Annotated in this window: 11 protein-coding genes and 1 pseudogene; 10 read left to right on the top strand and 2 right to left on the bottom strand. The window is 44.8% G+C overall.

Annotated features, from left to right (window positions below; genetic code table 11):
* Together LN893_RS13545 and LN893_RS13540 are read left to right on the top strand one after the other, a co-directional pair.
* On the top strand, nucleotides 1–1,695 hold a 1,695-nt coding region (locus LN893_RS13545), incomplete at its 5' end, for a sensor histidine kinase (RefSeq protein WP_229970895.1).
* On the top strand, nucleotides 1,696–2,097 hold the full coding sequence (locus tag LN893_RS13540) for a response regulator (RefSeq protein WP_229970893.1): 402 nt from the start codon (nucleotides 1,696–1,698) through the stop codon (nucleotides 2,095–2,097).
* 66 nt (nucleotides 2,098–2,163) lie between these two features.
* Here the strand turns inward: LN893_RS13540 and LN893_RS13535 are convergent, their stop codons facing one another.
* Nucleotides 2,164–4,401 carry an ATP-binding protein gene (locus tag LN893_RS13535; RefSeq protein ID WP_229970892.1) on the bottom strand — a complete coding sequence of 746 codons (2,238 nt, stop codon included), beginning with the start codon at nucleotides 4,399–4,401 and terminating at the stop codon, nucleotides 2,164–2,166.
* A gap of 633 nt (nucleotides 4,402–5,034) precedes the next feature.
* Here LN893_RS13535 and LN893_RS13530 point away from each other — a divergent pair.
* The 7 genes from LN893_RS13530 (at nucleotide 5,035) to LN893_RS13500 (ending at nucleotide 17,423) form a co-directional block, all read left to right on the top strand.
* Entirely contained in the window at nucleotides 5,035–6,459 is a 1,425-nt protein-coding gene (locus LN893_RS13530; protein WP_229970891.1) for a CehA/McbA family metallohydrolase, read from the top strand.
* Between the two features lie 65 nt (nucleotides 6,460–6,524).
* Nucleotides 6,525–8,369, top strand: coding sequence for an alkaline phosphatase (locus LN893_RS13525; RefSeq protein WP_229970890.1), 1,845 nt, complete (start codon nucleotides 6,525–6,527; stop codon nucleotides 8,367–8,369).
* 573 nt (nucleotides 8,370–8,942) lie between these two features.
* On the top strand, nucleotides 8,943–12,023 hold the full coding sequence (locus LN893_RS13520) for a SusC/RagA family TonB-linked outer membrane protein (RefSeq protein ID WP_229970889.1): 3,081 nt from the start codon (nucleotides 8,943–8,945) through the stop codon (nucleotides 12,021–12,023).
* A 340-nt stretch (nucleotides 12,024–12,363) separates the two neighbouring features.
* Nucleotides 12,364–13,818, top strand: a complete 1,455-nt coding sequence (locus tag LN893_RS13515; protein ID WP_369427680.1) for a RagB/SusD family nutrient uptake outer membrane protein — start codon at nucleotides 12,364–12,366, stop codon at nucleotides 13,816–13,818.
* A gap of 10 nt (nucleotides 13,819–13,828) precedes the next feature.
* Nucleotides 13,829–14,947 carry a phosphatidylinositol-specific phospholipase C1-like protein gene (locus LN893_RS13510; protein WP_229970887.1) on the top strand — a complete coding sequence of 373 codons (1,119 nt, stop codon included), beginning with the start codon at nucleotides 13,829–13,831 and terminating at the stop codon, nucleotides 14,945–14,947.
* Between the two features lie 207 nt (nucleotides 14,948–15,154).
* Complete coding sequence (locus LN893_RS13505; RefSeq protein ID WP_229970886.1) at nucleotides 15,155–16,384, top strand: CehA/McbA family metallohydrolase; 1,230 nt, start codon at nucleotides 15,155–15,157, stop codon at nucleotides 16,382–16,384.
* Nucleotides 16,385–16,421: 37 nt separating this feature from the next.
* Nucleotides 16,422–17,423 (top strand): metallophosphoesterase, encoded by a 1,002-nt coding sequence (locus LN893_RS13500; protein ID WP_229970885.1) that lies wholly within the window; start codon nucleotides 16,422–16,424, stop codon nucleotides 17,421–17,423.
* A gap of 330 nt (nucleotides 17,424–17,753) precedes the next feature.
* Here the strand turns inward: LN893_RS13500 and LN893_RS13495 are convergent.
* Nucleotides 17,754–18,646 (bottom strand): annotated as a pseudogene (locus LN893_RS13495) (IS982 family transposase).
* A 132-nt stretch (nucleotides 18,647–18,778) separates the two neighbouring features.
* Here LN893_RS13495 and LN893_RS13485 point away from each other — a divergent pair.
* The gene (locus LN893_RS13485; protein ID WP_229970884.1) at nucleotides 18,779–19,276 is read left to right on the top strand and encodes a DinB family protein; all 498 of its coding nucleotides are present in this window, start codon (nucleotides 18,779–18,781) and stop codon (nucleotides 19,274–19,276) included.
* Nucleotides 19,277–19,703 lie beyond the last annotated feature (427 nt).

Here is a 19,703-nt window from a genome sequence, read left to right as displayed (position 1 = left end):
GGAGAGGTTGTGAGCTTTGCCGCTTCCTCGTTCCTGCCTCCCGATATGGTATACGTATGCGAAACCTCGCTGCGGGAAGCACTTCAGGGAAACAGGTTAAGGTTTGACCTGGAACTTATAACAGCAGGCAAAGAGCGGAGGGTGTTTGATGCCACCAAATATCCCATCATTGTAAATGGGGAGGTAATTAGTGTGCAGACTGTAGCAAAGGACATTACACCGATGGTGCGCTCTTACGAGACAGCCAGGCGCCAGGCTGAAAAGCTCAACACAGTATTCGAAAGTATCACCGATGCCTTCTTCACCATCGATAGAGGCTGGAACGTCACTTACATCAACAGGGAGGCCGAAAGGTTGGCAGGCTTTGACAAGAGACGCCACATAGGTGAAAACCTGTGGGATGTATTCCCTGAGCAGGTTGGCGGTGAGTTTTACAACCAGTATCTGCGGGCCTTCGAGACGGGAAAAGCGGTGCATTTCACCGCCTTCCTCAAGGAGGTGGGCAACTGGCTTCAGGTAAAGGCCTTTCCGTCGGCGGCGGGTATGTCAATTTATTTCGATGACATGACTGAGCAGGTGAGGACAAGGCAGGAACTGGAGAAACTCTCCCTTGTGGCAAGCAAAACAAACAGCAGCGTGCTTATAGCCGACAAGGACTGGCGGATTGAATGGGTTAATGAGGGCTTCACAAGACTGATGGGCTACAGTTTGCAGGAAGCAATCGGAAAGAGACCTTCTGAGCTGCTTCATAACCAGAAAACAGACACCGATGCAATCAACTCTCAGCAGGAAAAGCTCTTTTGTGGTGAGGGTATCTCTTTTGAGGTGCTGAATGAAAAGAAAAACGGGGAGGAGGTATGGGTTAATGTGGAGATAAACCCGATCTGTGATGATAACGGTGAGCTTGTGCGCTTTATTGAGGTGCAGACGGATATTACAGCCCTTAAAAACTCAAAGATAGAACTGTCCAAACTGACAGAAGACCTTTATAGGAAAAACAGCGATCTGCAGCAGTTTACTTATATCGTCTCTCATAACCTCAGGGCTCCTGTCTCCAATGCCCTTGGGCTGGCCCGCATGCTGCCAAGGCTCGAGAAGGGTACAAAGCTTTATGACAATTGCCTGACAAATTTTGAACGAAGCATACTCAATCTGGACACTGTTTTAAAGGACATGAACACGATCCTGAGTATCAGGGACGGCAAAGAAACTTTGGAGCAGGAGCCTTTGCAGGTTAGGCTTGTGCTGGAGCAGGTGCTGGAGTCCCTTCAGGAAACCATTAAGGGTTGTGGGGGCAAGGTGATTATGGATATAGATGAGGGGCTTTCCGTAAGGGGTAACAAAGCTTACCTTTATAGCGTGTTTCTTAACCTGCTCTCCAATGCCATCAAATACAGAAGCGAGGAACGCCCGCTGCAGGTGGAGATAAAGGGGAGAGGCAATACCGAAGGGCATGTTACCGTTTCCTTCTCCGACAACGGCACTGGCTTTGATATGAAGTTGGCAAAGGACAACATCTTTAAACTCTATAAAAGGTTTCATACCAGCAGGGAGGGCAGGGGAATCGGGCTGTACCTGACTAAGACCCACTTGGAGGCAATGGGAGGCCGCATAGAGGTGAACAGCGAGGCAGGGACAGGTACATGCTTTAAATTTTACATGCCTGCACATAAGTTTTACTTACCTAAGCAGTAGATGAAGATATTTATTGTTGATAATGACCATATAAGCAACTTCTTGGTAGAAAGCATGATGCTCTTAGAAGATGCTGCGTTAGACATTAGCATTTTCATGTCTGGGACAAGGGCTTTGGAAGCCTTACGACTAGGTGGCAATAGTAGCGTACCAGACCTGATTCTCCTTGATCTGGATATGCCTGTAATGGATGGTTGGGATTTTTTGGATGCAATGGCGACGCACACTCCTAAGCTTTACAAAAAATGCAGTATCTATATCCTGACTTCCTCTCTTGACTCAACATACATAAACCGAGTTGTTGACTACCCGATGGTGTCGGGAATAATACAGAAACCTGCCAAAGCGGAGGAAATGAGGCAGCTTGTGCAAAAGGTGAAAAGGCTAAGGGCTGCAAACTAATGTGTTTGCAGTCTGGTGGAAACCCATCAAAGGCCACGATAACTATAAATGCCTACTAAGCCGAGACTATGCGCCGTGTGGAAAGGTAACGGTAAAAGTAGTGCCTTTGCCTACTTCACTTTTAACAGAGATCTGTCCTCCTAGCGACTCCGTCTGAATTTTGGTTAGGTATAGCCCTAGGCCTTTTGCCTGTTCATGCTCATGAAAGGTTTTGTAAAGGCCAAAGACTTTATGCCCCACCTTTTCCAGATCCATTCCTAGCCCGTTGTCAGATACAGAAAGGCATACGCGGTCATTTTCCTGCCAGCTCCTAATCCTGATGACAGGCTTCCTGTCAGGTGAGTAATATTTAAGGGCGTTGGAGACAAGGTTATGCAGAATGCTCTCCAGGTATATTAAAGGTAGGGTGAGGGTGGGTACCTGTAACTCAGTTTCGAAATGAGCTTCTGTCTTTTCTACGGCTACTCCCATATTTTGTATTTCCTTCTGAATAATGCTCTCCAGCTCCACTTCCTCAGAGGGTAGTTGCGCCTGCAGGTCTATATTCAAGATCAGGTTCAAGTCTGAGATTGTCCGCGACATATTACCAGCAACCTCCGCTACTTGATCCATGGCAAAAGCAGCATTAGCTTCGCTAGGATTGAGTCTGTAAAGCTCATGCAGACCCTCTATGTTATTTAGCGGCGAGCGTAGGTTATGCGACATGATTAGTGCAAAGTCCTGTAGTTGGCTATTTTTAAAGCTAAGGAGCTTGGCAGTGGTTTCCAGTTGGGCGTTCAGGTCTTTCAGTTTGGCTGCCTGGTCCGTTAACCGTAGGGCGGTAAGGTCTTTTGCGAGCAGTTGTCCTATTTCAATCTCGTTAATGCTCCAAGGCAGAGAGTTTCCTTTTACCACTTGTTCCCAATTTTCGAAAGACTTCCGCGGGTGCAGTCGCATGCCTTCTTCCAATACAGACTTATCTGGGTTGCCCGCCCAGATGCGTTTTTTCTTTATCTCTGGTTTAAAGAAAAGCAGGTATTCCTGGTTGTAGCGCGAAATTTCCAGAGCCAGCAAACCGCTTGCAGTCTCTCTATAAGCCTCTGCCTCTGAGAATTGTTTGGAAAGCTGCTGTGTGCTATACACTTTTTCATCCATACGCTCCTCTAGCCATTTTGCCAGCTTACTAAGCTCTGAACTTGATGGTGTAGTACCAAAAGTAAACACCTGCTTGTTCAAGACTAGTGCTACTCCTGTGGCTTCGGTAAAGGTCAATGGGTCGAGGGTAGCTTGCGATAGGGCGGAAACCAGGTCTTCGTACTGCATCAGGTGCGATATGAAGGCCTGTTCGTTTCTTTTGAAAACGTTGTATTGCTTCATATCCCGCTTTTCCTGAAGAGCGGCGATGGAATCAGCGAGTGTTTGCGTTATTAACTGGCACAGTTGTCGCCTCCATACTTCAATAAAGACAGGTTTTTTATGCTGGCAGGCAAGTACGCCCCAGAGCTTGCCTCTTACCACAATAGAAAAAGACATGGAGGCAGCTACGCCCATGTTTCTCAGGTACTCCAGGTGTATCTCAGAGGGGTTTCGGAGTTCCGATCTCAGGATATTGGAGGGTGCACCTGTTGAAGGGTTGACATAGGGGATGATTTCAACGGCCTGCGCACCGACATTTGGAATTTGCCTAACCTTTTTTTCCAGAAGCAGGGCTCTGGCAGGTTCAGGAATGTCGGTAGCGGGAAAGTGATGGCCTAAGTAAGATGTCATTCCTTCTTTACGACATTCAGCTATCACTTCGGTATGCCAGTCGGTGTCAAAGCGCATGATGTATACTTGGTCGTAGTCCAGCATATCCATCACTGTTTCGGCCGCTGCTTCACCCAATTCCTCCACAGACTCGATTGTGTTCAGATGCTCATGCAGTCGGGAGAGTATAGTATTATGCTTTATCTTCTCTCTGTCTAGGTAGGAAGTATAGCGTTCGCACTCAAGTACAATTTTTCCTTCCGATAAATGGCTAAACCCGAAGAACTTGCTATCTGCTACAGAAATAATGATTGGCCCCGAATGGTCTGGTTGTAGCAGAAGCTCTGGATTAAATGCCTCCTCATGCGCTGATAAAAGCACCTGTAAAGGTTTGTCGATTAATTCTTCAGGGGAATGATCAGGAGAAAAATCACTGATGTTTTGGCTTACCTGTTCAATAAGAAGAGTCTCTTTATTCAGTATTAGCAGAAAACCGTGGGGCTGAATGCGGCCAATGATGTGGATAGGTTCTTTGTCACAGTTTGTAAGGTCTACTTGATAGTCTTTATAGTTTTGCATACTGTTGTTATTCATAAGCCCGCATTAACCTTTCAGCTGTTTACCGTGCGAGGAGGCTTATATTACCCTTCTTCAAGATGATTTCTGTAGCAGGTATCGCATCCCTTCTATGTTGGCAGTATATGCCTTGAACAAAGATAAGGTTTTGATTTATAGGATAAGTACCCACTCTGGAGGTATAAAGTACTAAAACCAGATGTAAATGTTATACTACACAAACTTGCAGATCATATCTTTTTAGATTCATGTATAGAGTAGATTTATAAGAGATTGAGGATCCACTATCTCTTAACCGTAATTTAAAGAGAGTTTAACCAGCGCTTAACATAGGAGAGGTAGCTTTGCCTCAAATTAACGAAATGAGGAATAAGTTCAGGAGCCACGGCAGACAGAGAAAACATACAGCGGCAGTGCTGTTGCCTATGATAGCTTCGGATGCAGGATTTTATCAGAGACGAAGTAGCTAAACACCAAAACCAGTGCTACGAGTAAGGGATGAGTAATAAGCTTCAGCTGTGTTGTGGCAAAATCCATTCCGATAAAATTTTGAACAGACAATTTCAAAGTTCCACCTCCGACCATACTGGTTGCTAATAAAAAAGCAGATAACTCCTTTCTATGTTCATAAAAAGAGTGAAGTTCATTCTAGTGCTCACACAACTTCTGTTGTGCAGTATAGTCTTGCATGCACAGGATAGTTTAAGGTTAAACTCATCGGGTTTTATACCCGCAGAAGGTCTTTTCAAGCTGGTATATGTGCCTTTTACTGTTCCTGAGGGCGTTACGGAGATTCAGGTAAAGGAAACTTACTCTGATAAGGGCAAGAACGTACTCAACTTAGGTATCTATGGCCCTGAAGGATATGAACTGGGAAACACAGCAGGTTTTAGGGGCTGGTCAGGTGGTGCCAAAACAGAATTTTTCATAAATGCAGTGGAAGCCTCTACTGGTTATGTGCCAGGTAGGATAAAAGCTGGTACTTGGAACATCCTCATTTATCCATCTACCATCACTGCCGAAGGAATTGACTGGCAACTGGATGTTACACTCATCAAAGGAGTTGAAAAAGAGTCTTTTAAAGCTTCCCCTGCTCCAGAGGTAGTCAATAATAAGCAAGGTTGGTACCGTGGAGATCTGCACATGCATACATTTCACTCCGATGGCAAGCGCACTCAACAGAAGCTACTTCAGGAAGCAAAAGCAAATGGGCTGGACTTTATTGTTTCTACTGAGCATAATACCAACAGTGCTAGTCTCGATTGGGGCCAATATAAAACTGATAAACTACTGGTAATAAACGGCGAAGAAGTTACCACCACGGCCTTTGGGCATTGGAACGCCATTGGCTTAAATCCTACGACATGGATTGAATGGCGGTATACGCTTGAAGATAACGTGATTGCTACCTATTTAAATCAGGTAAAGGCTGATGGCGGACTGGCTATTATCAACCATCCTTTCTACAACGAGGAGCGCATTAACAATTTTGGCTTTGATGTGGATTTGTTTGACGGTATAGAAGTATGGAATGGGCATGCCAAATGGAATCAACTGGACGATATGGCGGTGAAATGGTGGGACAATTTGCTGCGGCAGGGTAAAAAAAAGATAGCCATTGCAGCCAGCGATTCGCACACACCTGGGTTATCTGATAACCCAGTAGGCTCACCACAAACCGTAGTACAAGCCCAGGCTTTATCAAGAAAGCAAATTATGGCAGGCCTTCGGGCAGGTAAAGCATACTTGGCTCAAGGAAAAGACATTAACCTGTCGTTAACAGCTAAGTTGGGGCCTGCAACGGCAGGTATAGGCGATACCCTAGCTACTACTTCGCCAAGTGGGGAAGTGCAAGTTTTATTCGCTGTAAAAGGTGCTCCTGCTAATTGTGTTGCTACATTAATAGGGGAAGAGGGAGTGTTAGCAACAGAAAAGGCAAAAGGAGGTAGCCTGAATGCCAGTTGGCGTGTAGCAACTGGATCGACAAAATACATCCGTGTAGAAGTCCGAAACATGCAAGGAGATATGGTAGCCTTAACAAACCCAATCTGGCTCTTGTAAATGGCTTTCCAAAAGAAATTACACTATAGACTTTTCTACCCTTTCATATACATTAAACTGTTTTTATGTTTCTAAAGAAAGCCTTTCTCTCTCTTGTTCTGCTTTTTTCGCTACAGTATAACCTTGCAGCCCAAAGCCCTTATACAGTTGCAAACATACATGCGCATAACGACTACCAGCAGCCTATCCCGCTCTTATCGGCCTATTATCGACAAGTTGGCTCTATAGAAGCAGACATATTTCTGCGAAACGGTGAGTTATATGTGGCGCATGAGCAGGAGGAAATCCAACCTGATCGTACCCTGGAGAGCCTCTACCTAAAGCCGCTCCAGAAGCTGATACAAAAAAACAATGGCAACCCCTACAGCCAACCAGAGCGGAAACTGCAGCTGCTGCTTGATCTTAAAACAGATGGGAAAACAACCTTACCAGCACTAGTAAAAGTATTGGAAAAATTTCCTGAAATTAGCCATAACCAAGGCATACAGCTTGTAATCAGTGGTAATAAACCTGCACCATCTACCTGGGCACAGTATCCTGATTTTATACATTTTGATGGCAACCCAGCGCAGCATTATTCTCTGGATGAACTGAAGCGAGTTGCATTGTTCAGCGACAACTTTCGGAAGTACACGCAATGGAACGGGAAAGGCCTAATTGTGGAAAACGAGCGTAACAGCATTAGTGGCTTAATAGATAGTGTACATCACCTGAACAAAAAACTGCGCTTTTGGGCCACTCCTGATAATGTAAACACTTGGCAAACACTTGTTCATCTGGGGGTAGATTATGTTGGAACGGATGATGTAGCAGGGCTAAGCAACTATATCGAGGATCTGCCCAAAAACGAATATCAGCATAAGGCTCCTGTCACTGTTTACTCTCCAAAGTATAGAAACAACGACCAGCGCAGAAAAGTAAAAAATGTTATTCTCCTGATTGGAGACGGCATGGGACTGGCGCAAATTTATGCTGGCTACACAGCTGCTGCTGGCCAGCTTAACCTGTTTCAGTTTCTGAATATAGGTTTATCTAAAACGGCCTCTTCCGATGGTTATATTACGGACTCTGCTGCGGGCGCGACTGCTATGGCAACGGGGCAGAAGACAAATAACCGATACATAGGTGTAGATCCTGCTGGCAACAGCTTAACTTCTATTCCTGAGTTGATTGCTGCTAAAGGAATGAAAAGCGGTATAATTTCGGTAGGCGACGTTACAGATGCCACACCCGCCAGCTTTTATGCGCACCAAACAGAGCGCAGCCTCAGCGAAGCGATTGCTGCAGACTTCATCAAAAGCCCAGTGGATATACTGATTGGTGGTAACTACAACGCCTTTTCTAAGCGCAAGGATGGGCAGAACCTGATAAGCCAGCTGCAGGAGAAAGGCTACGTCACAACAAACCAATTTTCTGCTCTGGATGCCATCTCTGCTAGCAAATTTGTGGTTCTGGACGACAATGCGGTAACATCTATCCAGAATGGCAGAGGCGATTTCTTAGCTAAATCATTAAATAAATCTCTCGAAGTTCTGAGTAAAAATAAAGGGGGCTTTTTCCTTATGGCTGAGGGTGCCCAAATAGATCGTGGTGGGCACCAAAATAATATGTCTGTTACTGTTCAGGAAATGCTGGATTTTGATAAAGCAGTAGGAGAGGCGATGAAATTTGTTGATGAAGATGGAGAAACCCTACTTATAGTTACAGCAGATCATGAAACTGGCGGCCTGAGTTTACTGCATGGAGATATGCGTAAGGGAGCTGTAACTGGTAACTTCAGTACGGATGACCATACGGCCCTTCCTGTTCCAGTATTTGCATACGGCCCACACTCGTTGGACTTCCGGGGAGTTTATGAAAATACAGCGCTGTTTAAGATGATCATGCAGGTAATAAATAAGTATCACTAGATCGTTTTTTTTATTTATTTGTTTTTTTGTATTTATCCTGTAGTTGATCTGGCTGACTTTCCCTGTCGCTAATAAAGCATCTTCTATCATCATTATGAATGACAAAGTTTTTACACTTTGTCATTTTGTTTTTCCATGTTATCAATCCTTAATAATGCAGTAATAATCCCCCTGCTTACTTAACATTTCAATTACAGTACAGAAATAACCAAGTAATGTTGATCCGCTTACTTTGCATCAAATATAAAGAGTAAGAAATGAAAAGGTGTTTGGAATAAAACAATATTTCTATGGATGGAAAAGTCCAAAAATCCTTATAGTCATGCAAGACTAGAAAGTGCGAACTATGAATGTGTTCAGTCTGCTTTGAACACTTTATGGCATACTTATGTCAAGCTAAATTCTTTGATTAGAACATAGTCATTTCTAAAGCAAGTTCCTGTTGTTAAAGCCTATTTCTTAAGCTGATAATTATAGTAACTCTTGTAGAGTGTTTCGAATTGTACCCCAAATTTTCTCGCTTCTTGTAAAGAGAAAACAGCCATATCCAGTTTTAGGACTCAATAAAAAAGTATGAAAAAAAGATCTAGCACACCTTTAAAATTAAGACCTATTTTCCTTGCGACAGTTCTCTGTGGAACGACACTATCCTTTCCAGATAGCTTGTACGCTAATGATTATATTAGAAGCTGGGCAGCACTGTCTGTAGACCAGCAAGTGAGGCAGGGTGATGAAATTACAGTTTCAGGAACTGTTCGGGATGAAAATGGGCCTATGCCTGGCGTTACAGTAATGGTTAAAAATTCTTCAAACGGTACTGCAACGGACGCGAATGGTAACTATACCATCAGAGTTAACCGCAACGAGATACTGGTTTTCTCAATGCTTGGTTTCCAGACGAAAGAGGTTGCCGTAACAAATGCTAACATCGATGTTATGCTGGCAGTTGACTCTAAGCAGTTGGAAGAAGTTGTTGTGGTTGGCTACGGTACCCAAAAAAGGTCAGACGTTACGGGTGCCATAGCTACTGTTAACAGTGAGAATTTTAACAAGGGTGTGGTAACAAACCCAGGTGAACTTTTGCAGGGCAAACTTGCTGGTGTCTCCATTACGGCAAACAGCGGTGAACCTGGGGCCTCACAAGATATAATCATTAGGGGTATAGGTAGTTTACGTTCTGGGACACAGCCGCTTTATGTAGTAGATGGGTTTTTGTTAGACAATTCCTCCACAGGCGTTTCCACCAACCCCCTGAACTTTATTAACCCTAACGATATCGAAAGTATCGATGTGCTAAAAGATGCCAGTGCAACAGCAGTATATGGTTCCAGAGCAGCAAATGGGGTTGTGGTAATTACAACTAAAAAAGGAAAGGGAAAACCTCAGATTAATTTTTCAGCGTCCACTGCTGTGTCGTCTATGGCCAATACAATAGATGTTTTCGATGCCGACGCTTTTCGCAGACAAGTGGTAGACGTGGGTGGAACATTGGAAGACTTTGGCGCAAACACGAACTGGCAAGATGAACTGACCCAAACGGGGGTATCGAATACGCTCAATTTATCAATGAGCGGAGCCAGCAGTGAGAATTTTTCCTACTTCACATCGGTGGGCTATCAGGACCAGGAAGGAATCTTGAAGAATAGTAGGCTTAAACGCTATTCTGGAAAACTGAATATGAATCAAAGGGCATTCAATGGCAGGTTAAACATAGATTATAACCTCACGGCCTCCCGCACGGAAAATTTACGCCCGAGTATCACCTCGACCATAAGTGACATGCTTAATTTGAACCCGACGGTTCCTGCGTATACCGACGGTGAGCCTTCCTTGTTGAACACAAACGCCTTGAATCCGCTTGCCAGGTATGATTTGTTTAGCGACAATGCCATCAATAACCGTATTCTGGCAAACATTTCACCATCCTTAGAAATAGTTGACGGCCTTACTTATAAGCTGAACTTAGGAGTTGATTATTCCGCTACCACCAGGAACCAGCAGTACAAACCCTACCCGGCAGTTATCAATGAGTCTGATATTTCCAACGGGGTATTGGATGCTGCCATAAGTGGGAATACAAATAAACTTGTTGAAAATACGCTTACCTATAGATGGAATCGGGGTGTGCACAACGTTACTGTATTGGCAGGGCATTCTTTCCAGGAATTTTTTGATGAAACCAGAATAACTACTTACCGCGGCTTTGCAGATAATAATATTGACCCTATTTACCAAGACCATACCAGTACAACTGTATTCCCTACTGCGGTAAATTCGGAAGCCATCAAAAACGAGCTGCAGTCTTTCTTCGGCAGAGTGAACTACATATTTGCGAATAAATACATGTTTACCGGTACATTGCGTGCCGATGGATCCTCTAAGTTTGGCGAGAATAACAGGTATGGTTATTTCCCTTCTTTTGCATTAGGATGGAATATTAGCAACGAAGATTTTATGGCCAACTCGGTTTTTAACAACTTAAAGTTGCGTGCAAGCTGGGGACGAACTGGTAACCAAGAGATTCCTTCCAAAATTACAAAAGCCAGCTATTTAGAGCAGAGATTACAAACAGGTGCTGGAAGTATTAGCACATATCCTATCAATACCGATGCCACTTCATTACAAGGTTATCCATACGGGATTATATTTACACGATTGGCAAACCCAGATCTACAATGGGAGGTGTCCACCCAAGTAGATGTAGGAATGGATTTCGCATTCTTTGATTCCCGATTGACTGGTACATTGGATTATTTTAATAAAGAATCCTCCAATATACTTTTGGAAGTTGTTCCTGCCGATCCTGTTCAGCCTACCTCTACCTACTGGAACAATATACCGAATATGAAAATTCAGAATAATGGTATAGAGTTGGCCTTGAATTACTTTAGCGACGAACAACGCGACTTCTCCTATAATATCGGGGGCAACATTACCTATATTAAAAATAAGGTAAAAGATTCACCTTATGCGGTGTTGGCAACAGGGGCAGCCCAAGGTTCTGGCCAATCGGGCGCGACCATTAACGGCTATATTAACGATGAGCCGATAGGGGCATTCTACATGTTTCAGTTTGATGGAATTGATGCGGAAACTGGCCAGAACATATTCAGGGACACAAACGGTGATGGTGAGATATTAGACAATGACCGTACTGTAGTGGGCAGTGCGATTCCTAAAGTTATTTATGGGTACTACCTAAACTTTAAGTACAAGGCTTTTGATCTGGGTTTGAATTTTAATGGAGTAGCAGGAAATAAGGTTTACAATCACACCACCATGACCCTGTTCAGTAAAGCTCAATTGGCCAAGTCTAACAATGCAACTGATTTTGCCGTCCAGTACCCCAATGAGTCCTTGAGCAATGCCAACACTGTATCCACACGCTATTTGGAGAATGGCTCTTTCTTAAGATTGAACAACGCTACGCTGGCCTATAACCTGAATTTAAACGGGAGCAGACTGGAGGAGACCTTTCAGCGTGTCACGCTTACATTAACAGGCCAAAATCTGTTTGTCATAACAGATTATTCAGGATTTGACCCTGAGATCAACACAGGGGCTGCTTCAGGCGGAGTGCAAACGTTTGGCATTGATCGATTTACCTATCCAAGGGCAAGAACCTTCCTGCTCGGTGTTAATGTAACATTATAAAAAGAACAAAAGGCACTTTTAATATCACGGCGAAATTCTAAATAAAATGAGAAATAAGAAATTTTATAAAATCCTGCCACTAATTGTACTGTTATCTACATTTTTGGGTTGTACCGATTTGGAGGAAGAAATTTTTGATGAGTCTCTGACGGGAACCGGTCAGGCGGAAACTGTAAGTGGTTCCATAGCGCCGGTATATGGTCTTCTCCGGTATGGTGTATGGTTGCATACAAACAATTTTGGACTTCAGGAGGTTGCTTCCGATGAAGGCATTCTTCCCTATCGTGGGGGTACAGACTGGTATGATGGTGGCAAGTTTATTGCAGTTCACCAGCATCTGATGACACCTAGTAACAGCTTGGTAGGTTCTACTTGGACACAGATAACTTTAACTTTATCGAGAGCGGTGATTGCAGCGGAAAGATTAAAACTAGAAGCTGAAAAAGGCAACGCAAGTGCCCAAGATGGTTATTACGAAATGGTCGCCATGAAAGCATACCTCAATATGTTAGCGCTTGATAATTGGGGCCTTGTGTTCAAGAAAGAACTTTCTGGCGAAAGATCTGAGATTCTAAGGGGGCAAGAAGCAATCGAATATATTGAAAGCGAGCTTTTGTCGGTTGTGGATGTGATCAACAACGATAAGGGCCCGGGTAGGATAACGAGAGATGCTGTGAAGGCTTTGTTGGCACGTTTGTATCTGAATGCTGCCGTTTATCGCGATCCATATGGTACACCTAACTTCCAGAGACAGGATATGGATAAGGTAATACAGTATACTAACGATATTATTTCTGGACCATATTCATTATCTCCTGAATATTTTGATTTGTTTAGCGATGATAACCATACTAATCCTGAACTTATATTCGCACTTGACCAAAGAGGGGTGCTTGAAACCGACCACCAACGATGGGCATATTGGTCTATATCAGGTGATCAGATTCCAAGGCCGGAATTCCCAAACACACGTGGAACGGATGCGGTAGCAGTTACCCCTGATTTTTACCAGACCTGGGTAAATGCCTACGGCAATGTGGATCCTGCCGATGCCGATGCCCGTTTCTTTAAAGAAAACACAGTTATACCAGATGAACTTAAAGATCTTACTGGTGTAACTCCAATGAATGATTCGGAACACTACTATTGTGTGGAGCCAACAGAGTTTGAGATTGACAGGGGAATACTTCGTGGTGTTATATGGGGGCCTAGAAAAGATGGAGGAGGCAACATTCTAACTTGCGACGACGGTAAGGTAAGGATATATCCCGTCATCAATAGAAGAACGAGTGGCGCAAACCTATCCTATGTCGACCATACTCGCAATGTTGATTTTACTGGTCCGGGAAGTCTTCATAACACAGGATACCGTTTTTCAAAGTATCAGTTCAGCCATTCTGCTCCTAATTGCTGTAGCTATAGTAGCGTAGATATTGTTTTGATCCGTTTGGGAGAGATTTACCTGATGCGTGCCGAGGCTAAATTGAGAAGCGGTGACAATGCCGGCGCTTTGGCCGATATCAATAGCTTAAGAACTTCCAGGAATGCCCGACCTGATCAGACTCCTGCTGCCTTGAGTAGCATTGACCTTGATATTTTGTTCCGTGAATCGGGATTTGAACTGTACTGGGAAGGATTTAGAAGAAACTATCAAATACGCTTTGGCAAATATGAGGACAATTGGACGGAAAAGACGGATAGCGATGTACACAAAAGATTGTTCCCGATTCCTCAACAGGCAGTCGATGGAGCTTCTAGCGAAGACGGATTTTTAGTGCAGAACGCAGGTTACTAAGGCTACAACAATGAAAAGAATCGTTATCTTATTAGCCAGTGTCTTATTGTCCGGGGCTGTTGCGGCCCAGGGCACCAATGCCAGAAAAGGAGAGTTAGCGGGTAAAGTTGAGAAAGAAGCAGCGCAAATGCCTCTTAACCATATCCAGGTGATTGGGTCTCATAACAGCTATAAACAAGCTATTGATCCCGCACTGTTTCAGATGCTGAAGCAGACGAATGGTGACCTGGCTAATGGCATAGACTATAGCCATGTCAGCATCATAGAGCAGCTGAACATGGGCTTGGCTAACCTGGAGATTGATATCTATGCAGATGCTGAAGGGGGCAAGTATGCGCACCCAAAGGGGCTGGACTGGGTGAAGAACCAGGCAAAGGAGTACGACCCTGAAAAGCAGATGATGGAGCCTGGCTTTAAAATATTCCATATCCAGGAAATCGATTTCAGGAGCCATTACCTGACGCTGAAGAACTGCCTGCAGGATTTAAAGAAATGGTCAGATCAACATCCAGGTCATCAACCCGTCTTCATCACCATGAATGCGAAAGACCAGGCCATCGAGAAAGAAGGTTTCACCGTTCCAGAGAAATTTACTGCTGCTGTGTTAGACCAGCTTGACCGCGTGATACTGGATGAACTGGGGAAAGATAAACTGATAACGCCAGACCAGGTAAGAGGTAAGTATAGCACCCTGGAGAAAGCCGTGCTTCAGCAGAACTGGCCTTCTTTACAAGAGGCAAGAGGCAAGTTTATTTTTGTGCTGGATGAGCAGGAGGAAAAAAGGACTACTTACATTCAGGGCCATCCGTCACTGAAAGGACGTGTGTTATTTGCAAACGCCGAACCTGGAACCCCGGAAGCCGCCATTTTAATTCTGAATGATCCTGAAAAGGAGGCAACCAGGATACAGGAACTGGTAAAGAAGGGCTACATTATTCGTACCAGGGCAGACGCAAACACTGAACAAGCACGAAAAAATGACAGAAGCCAGTTTGAAGCTGCCTGTAAATCAGGAGCGCAAATTATTACAACTGACTATTATCAGAAAAGCACCCACTTTACATCTGATTACCAAGTGAGTTTCGATGGGAATTCTTATCTAAGAGCTAATCCATTATTCAAGAAGTAGTACTAAGAGCTTGTTAGGATTCTATTCTTTTAAAACCAAAGAACGGAACTCTAGCAGGCTTTTTAATTAACATACAATATCTTATAACTACTGGCTCAAAGCTTCATTACCTGCTTAGTACGAGCTGCATCATGTTTATCTTTTATTTAGACTTTAGTGCCTACTGTAATAGCACTGAGAAGCTTTGAACTCATTTTTAATTCAAATATGCTATTCAATAAAAAAGTAATACCTGTGGTTCTGGGCATGGCCTGTACAGTTTTGTTAGGAGGCATGACAGGCTGTGTTAGCAGTTCGGCACCAGAACAGTCAAGCTATAGCAATCCGTATGCAATAAAGGACGTTGGTGCACTGCCGCCCGTTGCCAGCCTTACTGATGGTGTGTGGTTGAAGGGAGATCTTCATGTGCATTCCAGGCATAGCAAGGAATCTACAAACAACCCTATCTCCAAAATCCTTTCTTTTTCAACGGCTGTCGGTATGGACTATCTCTGCATTACCGACCATGATAATCATGTAAACGGCGACGTTGCTAACAATACTTGGGCAGATCCTGAGTTTAAGTCTGACTCCATACTGTTGCTGTATGGTGCGGAATGGACGACTACGCGCGGCCACGGCAATCCATTTTCAGCCACACCTTACGATCATCAGCGGCTGTTCGACGTGCGCGATCAGCGTGATACGGTAGTCGGGAAAGTGAAGAAGGATTTGGGGGTACATCTATCTGCGAACCACCCGAGCGGGAAAGACCATTTCGGATATTCTTATGATATGCTCGAATCCATTGAAGTTTGGAATTCGGTGCTTTGGTCCAAAAATGCCAATGCGATTATGGTTTGGGATGATATGCTCTCATCGGGCCGTAAGTTGACTGGTAGAGGTGGCAGCGACGCGCACCATGGCGTGCCTGATACACCTGAACAGGCAACAGAGAACAGCAAGCAGGCAACAGCGAACTACGTCGGCACCCCTACCACGTGGGTATTTGCCACAGAGCGAAGTTCACAAGCGGTTGTAGATGCCCTCACGAACGGGCGCGTTTCTATTAGTGCTAACCCTTATGCACCGCGTGTAGAGTTTTATGCCGACCTCGACCAGGACGGCAAGCAAGACATAATGATGGGCGATAACGCCAAGCCTACGGGGAAGGCTGTCAAATTCCGCGTACAGCTAACAGGCAATACTGTTCTAGGAGCATCCTATACTGTTAATGTGGTGAAGAACGGTGGTAAATTCAGCACCTTTGAAGTAACTGGTAACCAGCCGACAGTAGAGTTTACTGATACACCAGAAACGCTTGGCCGGAGTTACTACCGTGTGGTGGTAGAAGGCCCACCGACAGCTTATCCGGAGGTGCCGGAATCCATGTTGCTAGGTGAGAATATGGTTGGACTCTCGAACCCAATCTTCTTTAATTTCGACCCAAATTTCTGATTTTGGTTGACTAAGTAGTGTGTATAAATAGATAAGGATGTTAGACATAATAATCAAAAGAGTTTTCTTCGCTGCTTTTCTATATTTCGCTTATTTCTTCCAGGTGCAGGCACAAACCAAAGATTATGAGGCTGAGTATGCCAAGGGGTACCGAGGAGGCTATATCAAGAAGCTGGAGTCTGTAGACGGTGCATTGGAATTTGCCGCTGTAGGAGACTTTGGTAGGGGCGGAGAGTACTTCCAGAAAGATATGGCCAAGCAGTTGGCAAAAGCCGTAACAGGTATCAATGCAAGCTTTATTATATCTACTGGAGATAACATTTATCCGCACGGAGTAGCGAGTGTACATGATCCGCTGTGGCAGTTGTCGTACGAGCATGTTTTTTACCAGTACCCGTTGCACCGCGATTGGTATGCTGTATTGGGCAACCACGATTACGCTGGTAATGCGCAGGCACAGATTGACTATACCCATATTAGCCAGCGCTGGAATATGCCTTCCCGCTATTATGCTTTTAAGCGAAACGTAGGAAAAGATGCAAAAGCACTGTTTGTTTACCTAGACACGAACACCTTTGACAAAGGTGCCTACCGAAGTACTTATGGAGAGGAGCTGGTGCAGCAGGACAGCTTAGCTCAAAAGCAGTGGCTGGAGCAGGTGCTGGCAGACGACGATCCCTCTGTAAAATGGAAAATAGTGGTGGGGCATCACCCTATGTACACCGCTGGCAACAGGGCTTTGCAGCCACCGCACTTCCGCCATTCCCTGGAGCCGATCTTCGAGAAGTATAAGGTGGATGCATACCTAAGTGGTCATGAGCATCACTTGCAGTATTATCATCCGAAAGACAAAGTTACCCACCATTTTGTTTCTGGCGCAGGATCAGAAGCGAACGAAAGCTTAAAGCCAAGGGCACCACATGACTTCTTTGCGCCCATACAGGGTTTCATGACCTTTGCTGTTTCTGAAAAAATGCTTCTGATGCAGGCCATTGATCGTAAAGGTAAAATCCTGAAGAAAGTAAGAATAGAGAAGTAATCACTGAAATCAGCAAAAAAGGTCTTGTAAGTACTTATTTTACAGGACCTTTTTATTGATGGTATACAGGGCAGACCTTATTAATGCTTTATACACTTGTCTAAGCTTTAAATGTCTGTTAATAGTCAGAAAAGGCAAGGAAGTTGTTTGTGCATTTTGATGAAAGCAAACAATTTTTAACTGTTATTCTGCCACCTTTGCTGCCATTACCAATTTGCAGTTGCTTTTCGACTACCCCTGCCCTACACATACTTCTGCGTAAGCGGCAACGCTATATCGCCTTCTGGGGGTTACCCAGCGGGTGGTTACTACAAACCTGAGTTCGATTAATCAGAAGATTGCTAATTGCTCTGCATTAACGGTTCTATACGAGATGGAAGGTTTCTTGGGGAGGAATGCGTAAGCAATCAGCCCCGCCACCAGGTTTGACATGAAATTGACAAAGGACCTGTGCCTGGAATGCTCCAGCTGGCAGACATTCTTCAGTTCATCGTTGACCGTTTCTATCACCGAGCGCTCACGCAGCATGATCTTGTCGGAGAGACTCATGAGGCTGTTTTTCATGTTGCTGCGGATTCCGGTGATCAGGTGAATGCCGTCGGTGAAAAGGATCTCGGTCAGCTTCTGGGAGATGTAGCCCTTATCGGCGAACAGCTTACCGAACACGGCTCTGAGGAAGCCCTCGCACTTGAGAGGCTCCCGATCATCCACGTTGGCCTGTGTGACGGCGAAGCTGAGCATCTCCCCCTTCTCGTTGATGACCACGTGGAGCTTAAAGCCGTAGAACCAGCCCATGGTGGACTTGCCCACCTGGGCAATGCCCTTGAACACCCTGTTTCGCTTGATGCGCTTGTTGTGGCACACTCTCACAGGGGTAGAGTCCACAAAGGAGATGCCTGTGCACTTGCCCAAACAGCAGGTCTTGAGGAAGATGCTTATGGGCAGGAGCACGCTTTGGCTCAGCTCCACGAAGCGGTTATAGGAGACGGTGCGGGGAACTCGCCCTGCATGTGGCGCTGCACATAGAACAGGTAAAAGTGCTTGAAACACCTGAAACCGCTCAGGTGAAAAAGCAGGCAAATGCAGATCACCTCGCTTTTACTCATAACCGGGGGGCGCTTGGAAGGCTTCCCCAGCAAAAAGGGCTGAGTGGTAGCGTCGAATTCCCAGCAAAACTCATCCACAAGGCAAAAAATTTCCGTAACTTTAGAGTAGTCAATCATAGAGAGGGCGGTTTAGATGTTTAAGCGTCAGATACTTAAATACAAACACTTCTCTTATGATTGACTTTCTTTTTTACCTAATTATTAATCGAACTCAGGTTATTACTTCGTCTAAATCAACAAAATGAATCAATGAAAATCATCGAAAAGCTTCTGAAGGAAATCGAGGAAGAAGGGCTGAAAACACAAAAAATGCTAGCCATCGTGCCAGACGGCAAATACGACTGGCAGCCTCACCCCAAGAGCATGCCCATTAGAGACCTCGCACTGCACATTGCCGACTTGCCCACCTGGATAACCTTAGCTGTCACAACTGATGAGCTCGACTTCGCCGCCAGCCCTTATAACCCTGGTAACGCAGATAACACAGAGGAACTCTTAACCCTGTTCGAGAGGAACCTGGCAAAGGCGAAAGCAGACATGGGGCAGGCAACAGAAGAGCAGCTGGAAGAGCCCTGGACGTTGCGTGACGGTGCCGCTGTGTACATGACTCTGTCTAAGTATGAAACTGTTCGCCATGCGCTGGCACAGACAATACATCACAGGGCACAGCTTGGCCTGTACCTGCGGTTGCTCAACATTCCTATCCCAGGAAGCTACGGACCAAGCGCCGACGAGCAGGGCCTGTAGGCAATAGCACAGGAGCTGACTTGAAAGCCACTGCTCCTGTGCTGCTTTCAGCATCAGCCTGCGGTACTGCAACCCTACGGTTTAAAGCTTGCCTCTTAACCTTTACGGTGGGCAGGTTTTAACGGTAAGCAAAATCAGTTACTTTCGAAATCTAGAGCAACGTGGGAGCCGACAGTTGCATAGCTAGAGCCGTAAGCTGCTTGCTTTATAAAGCTGATAAATCTTCACACTAAAAAGCAGGTTTCGTGTTTCTTCCTGCGTAGGCAAGGTGTAGCTTTATTCCACAAAGTGTGGAGTAAATTCCACACTACCACCTGTGGCGCTACATATTGGGGAAGAAGTTTAGTTTTTTATAAAGTGTTGATTACTAGTGTTATAGTTGCTGTATTGTAGTTTGGCACAGTTATTATTAAGGGTGAGTCAAAAG

It is taken from the genome of Pontibacter harenae (assembly GCF_020907245.1).
Classification (GTDB): domain Bacteria; phylum Bacteroidota; class Bacteroidia; order Cytophagales; family Hymenobacteraceae; genus Pontibacter; species Pontibacter harenae.
This window is presented reverse-complemented; position numbering and strand designations above follow the sequence as displayed.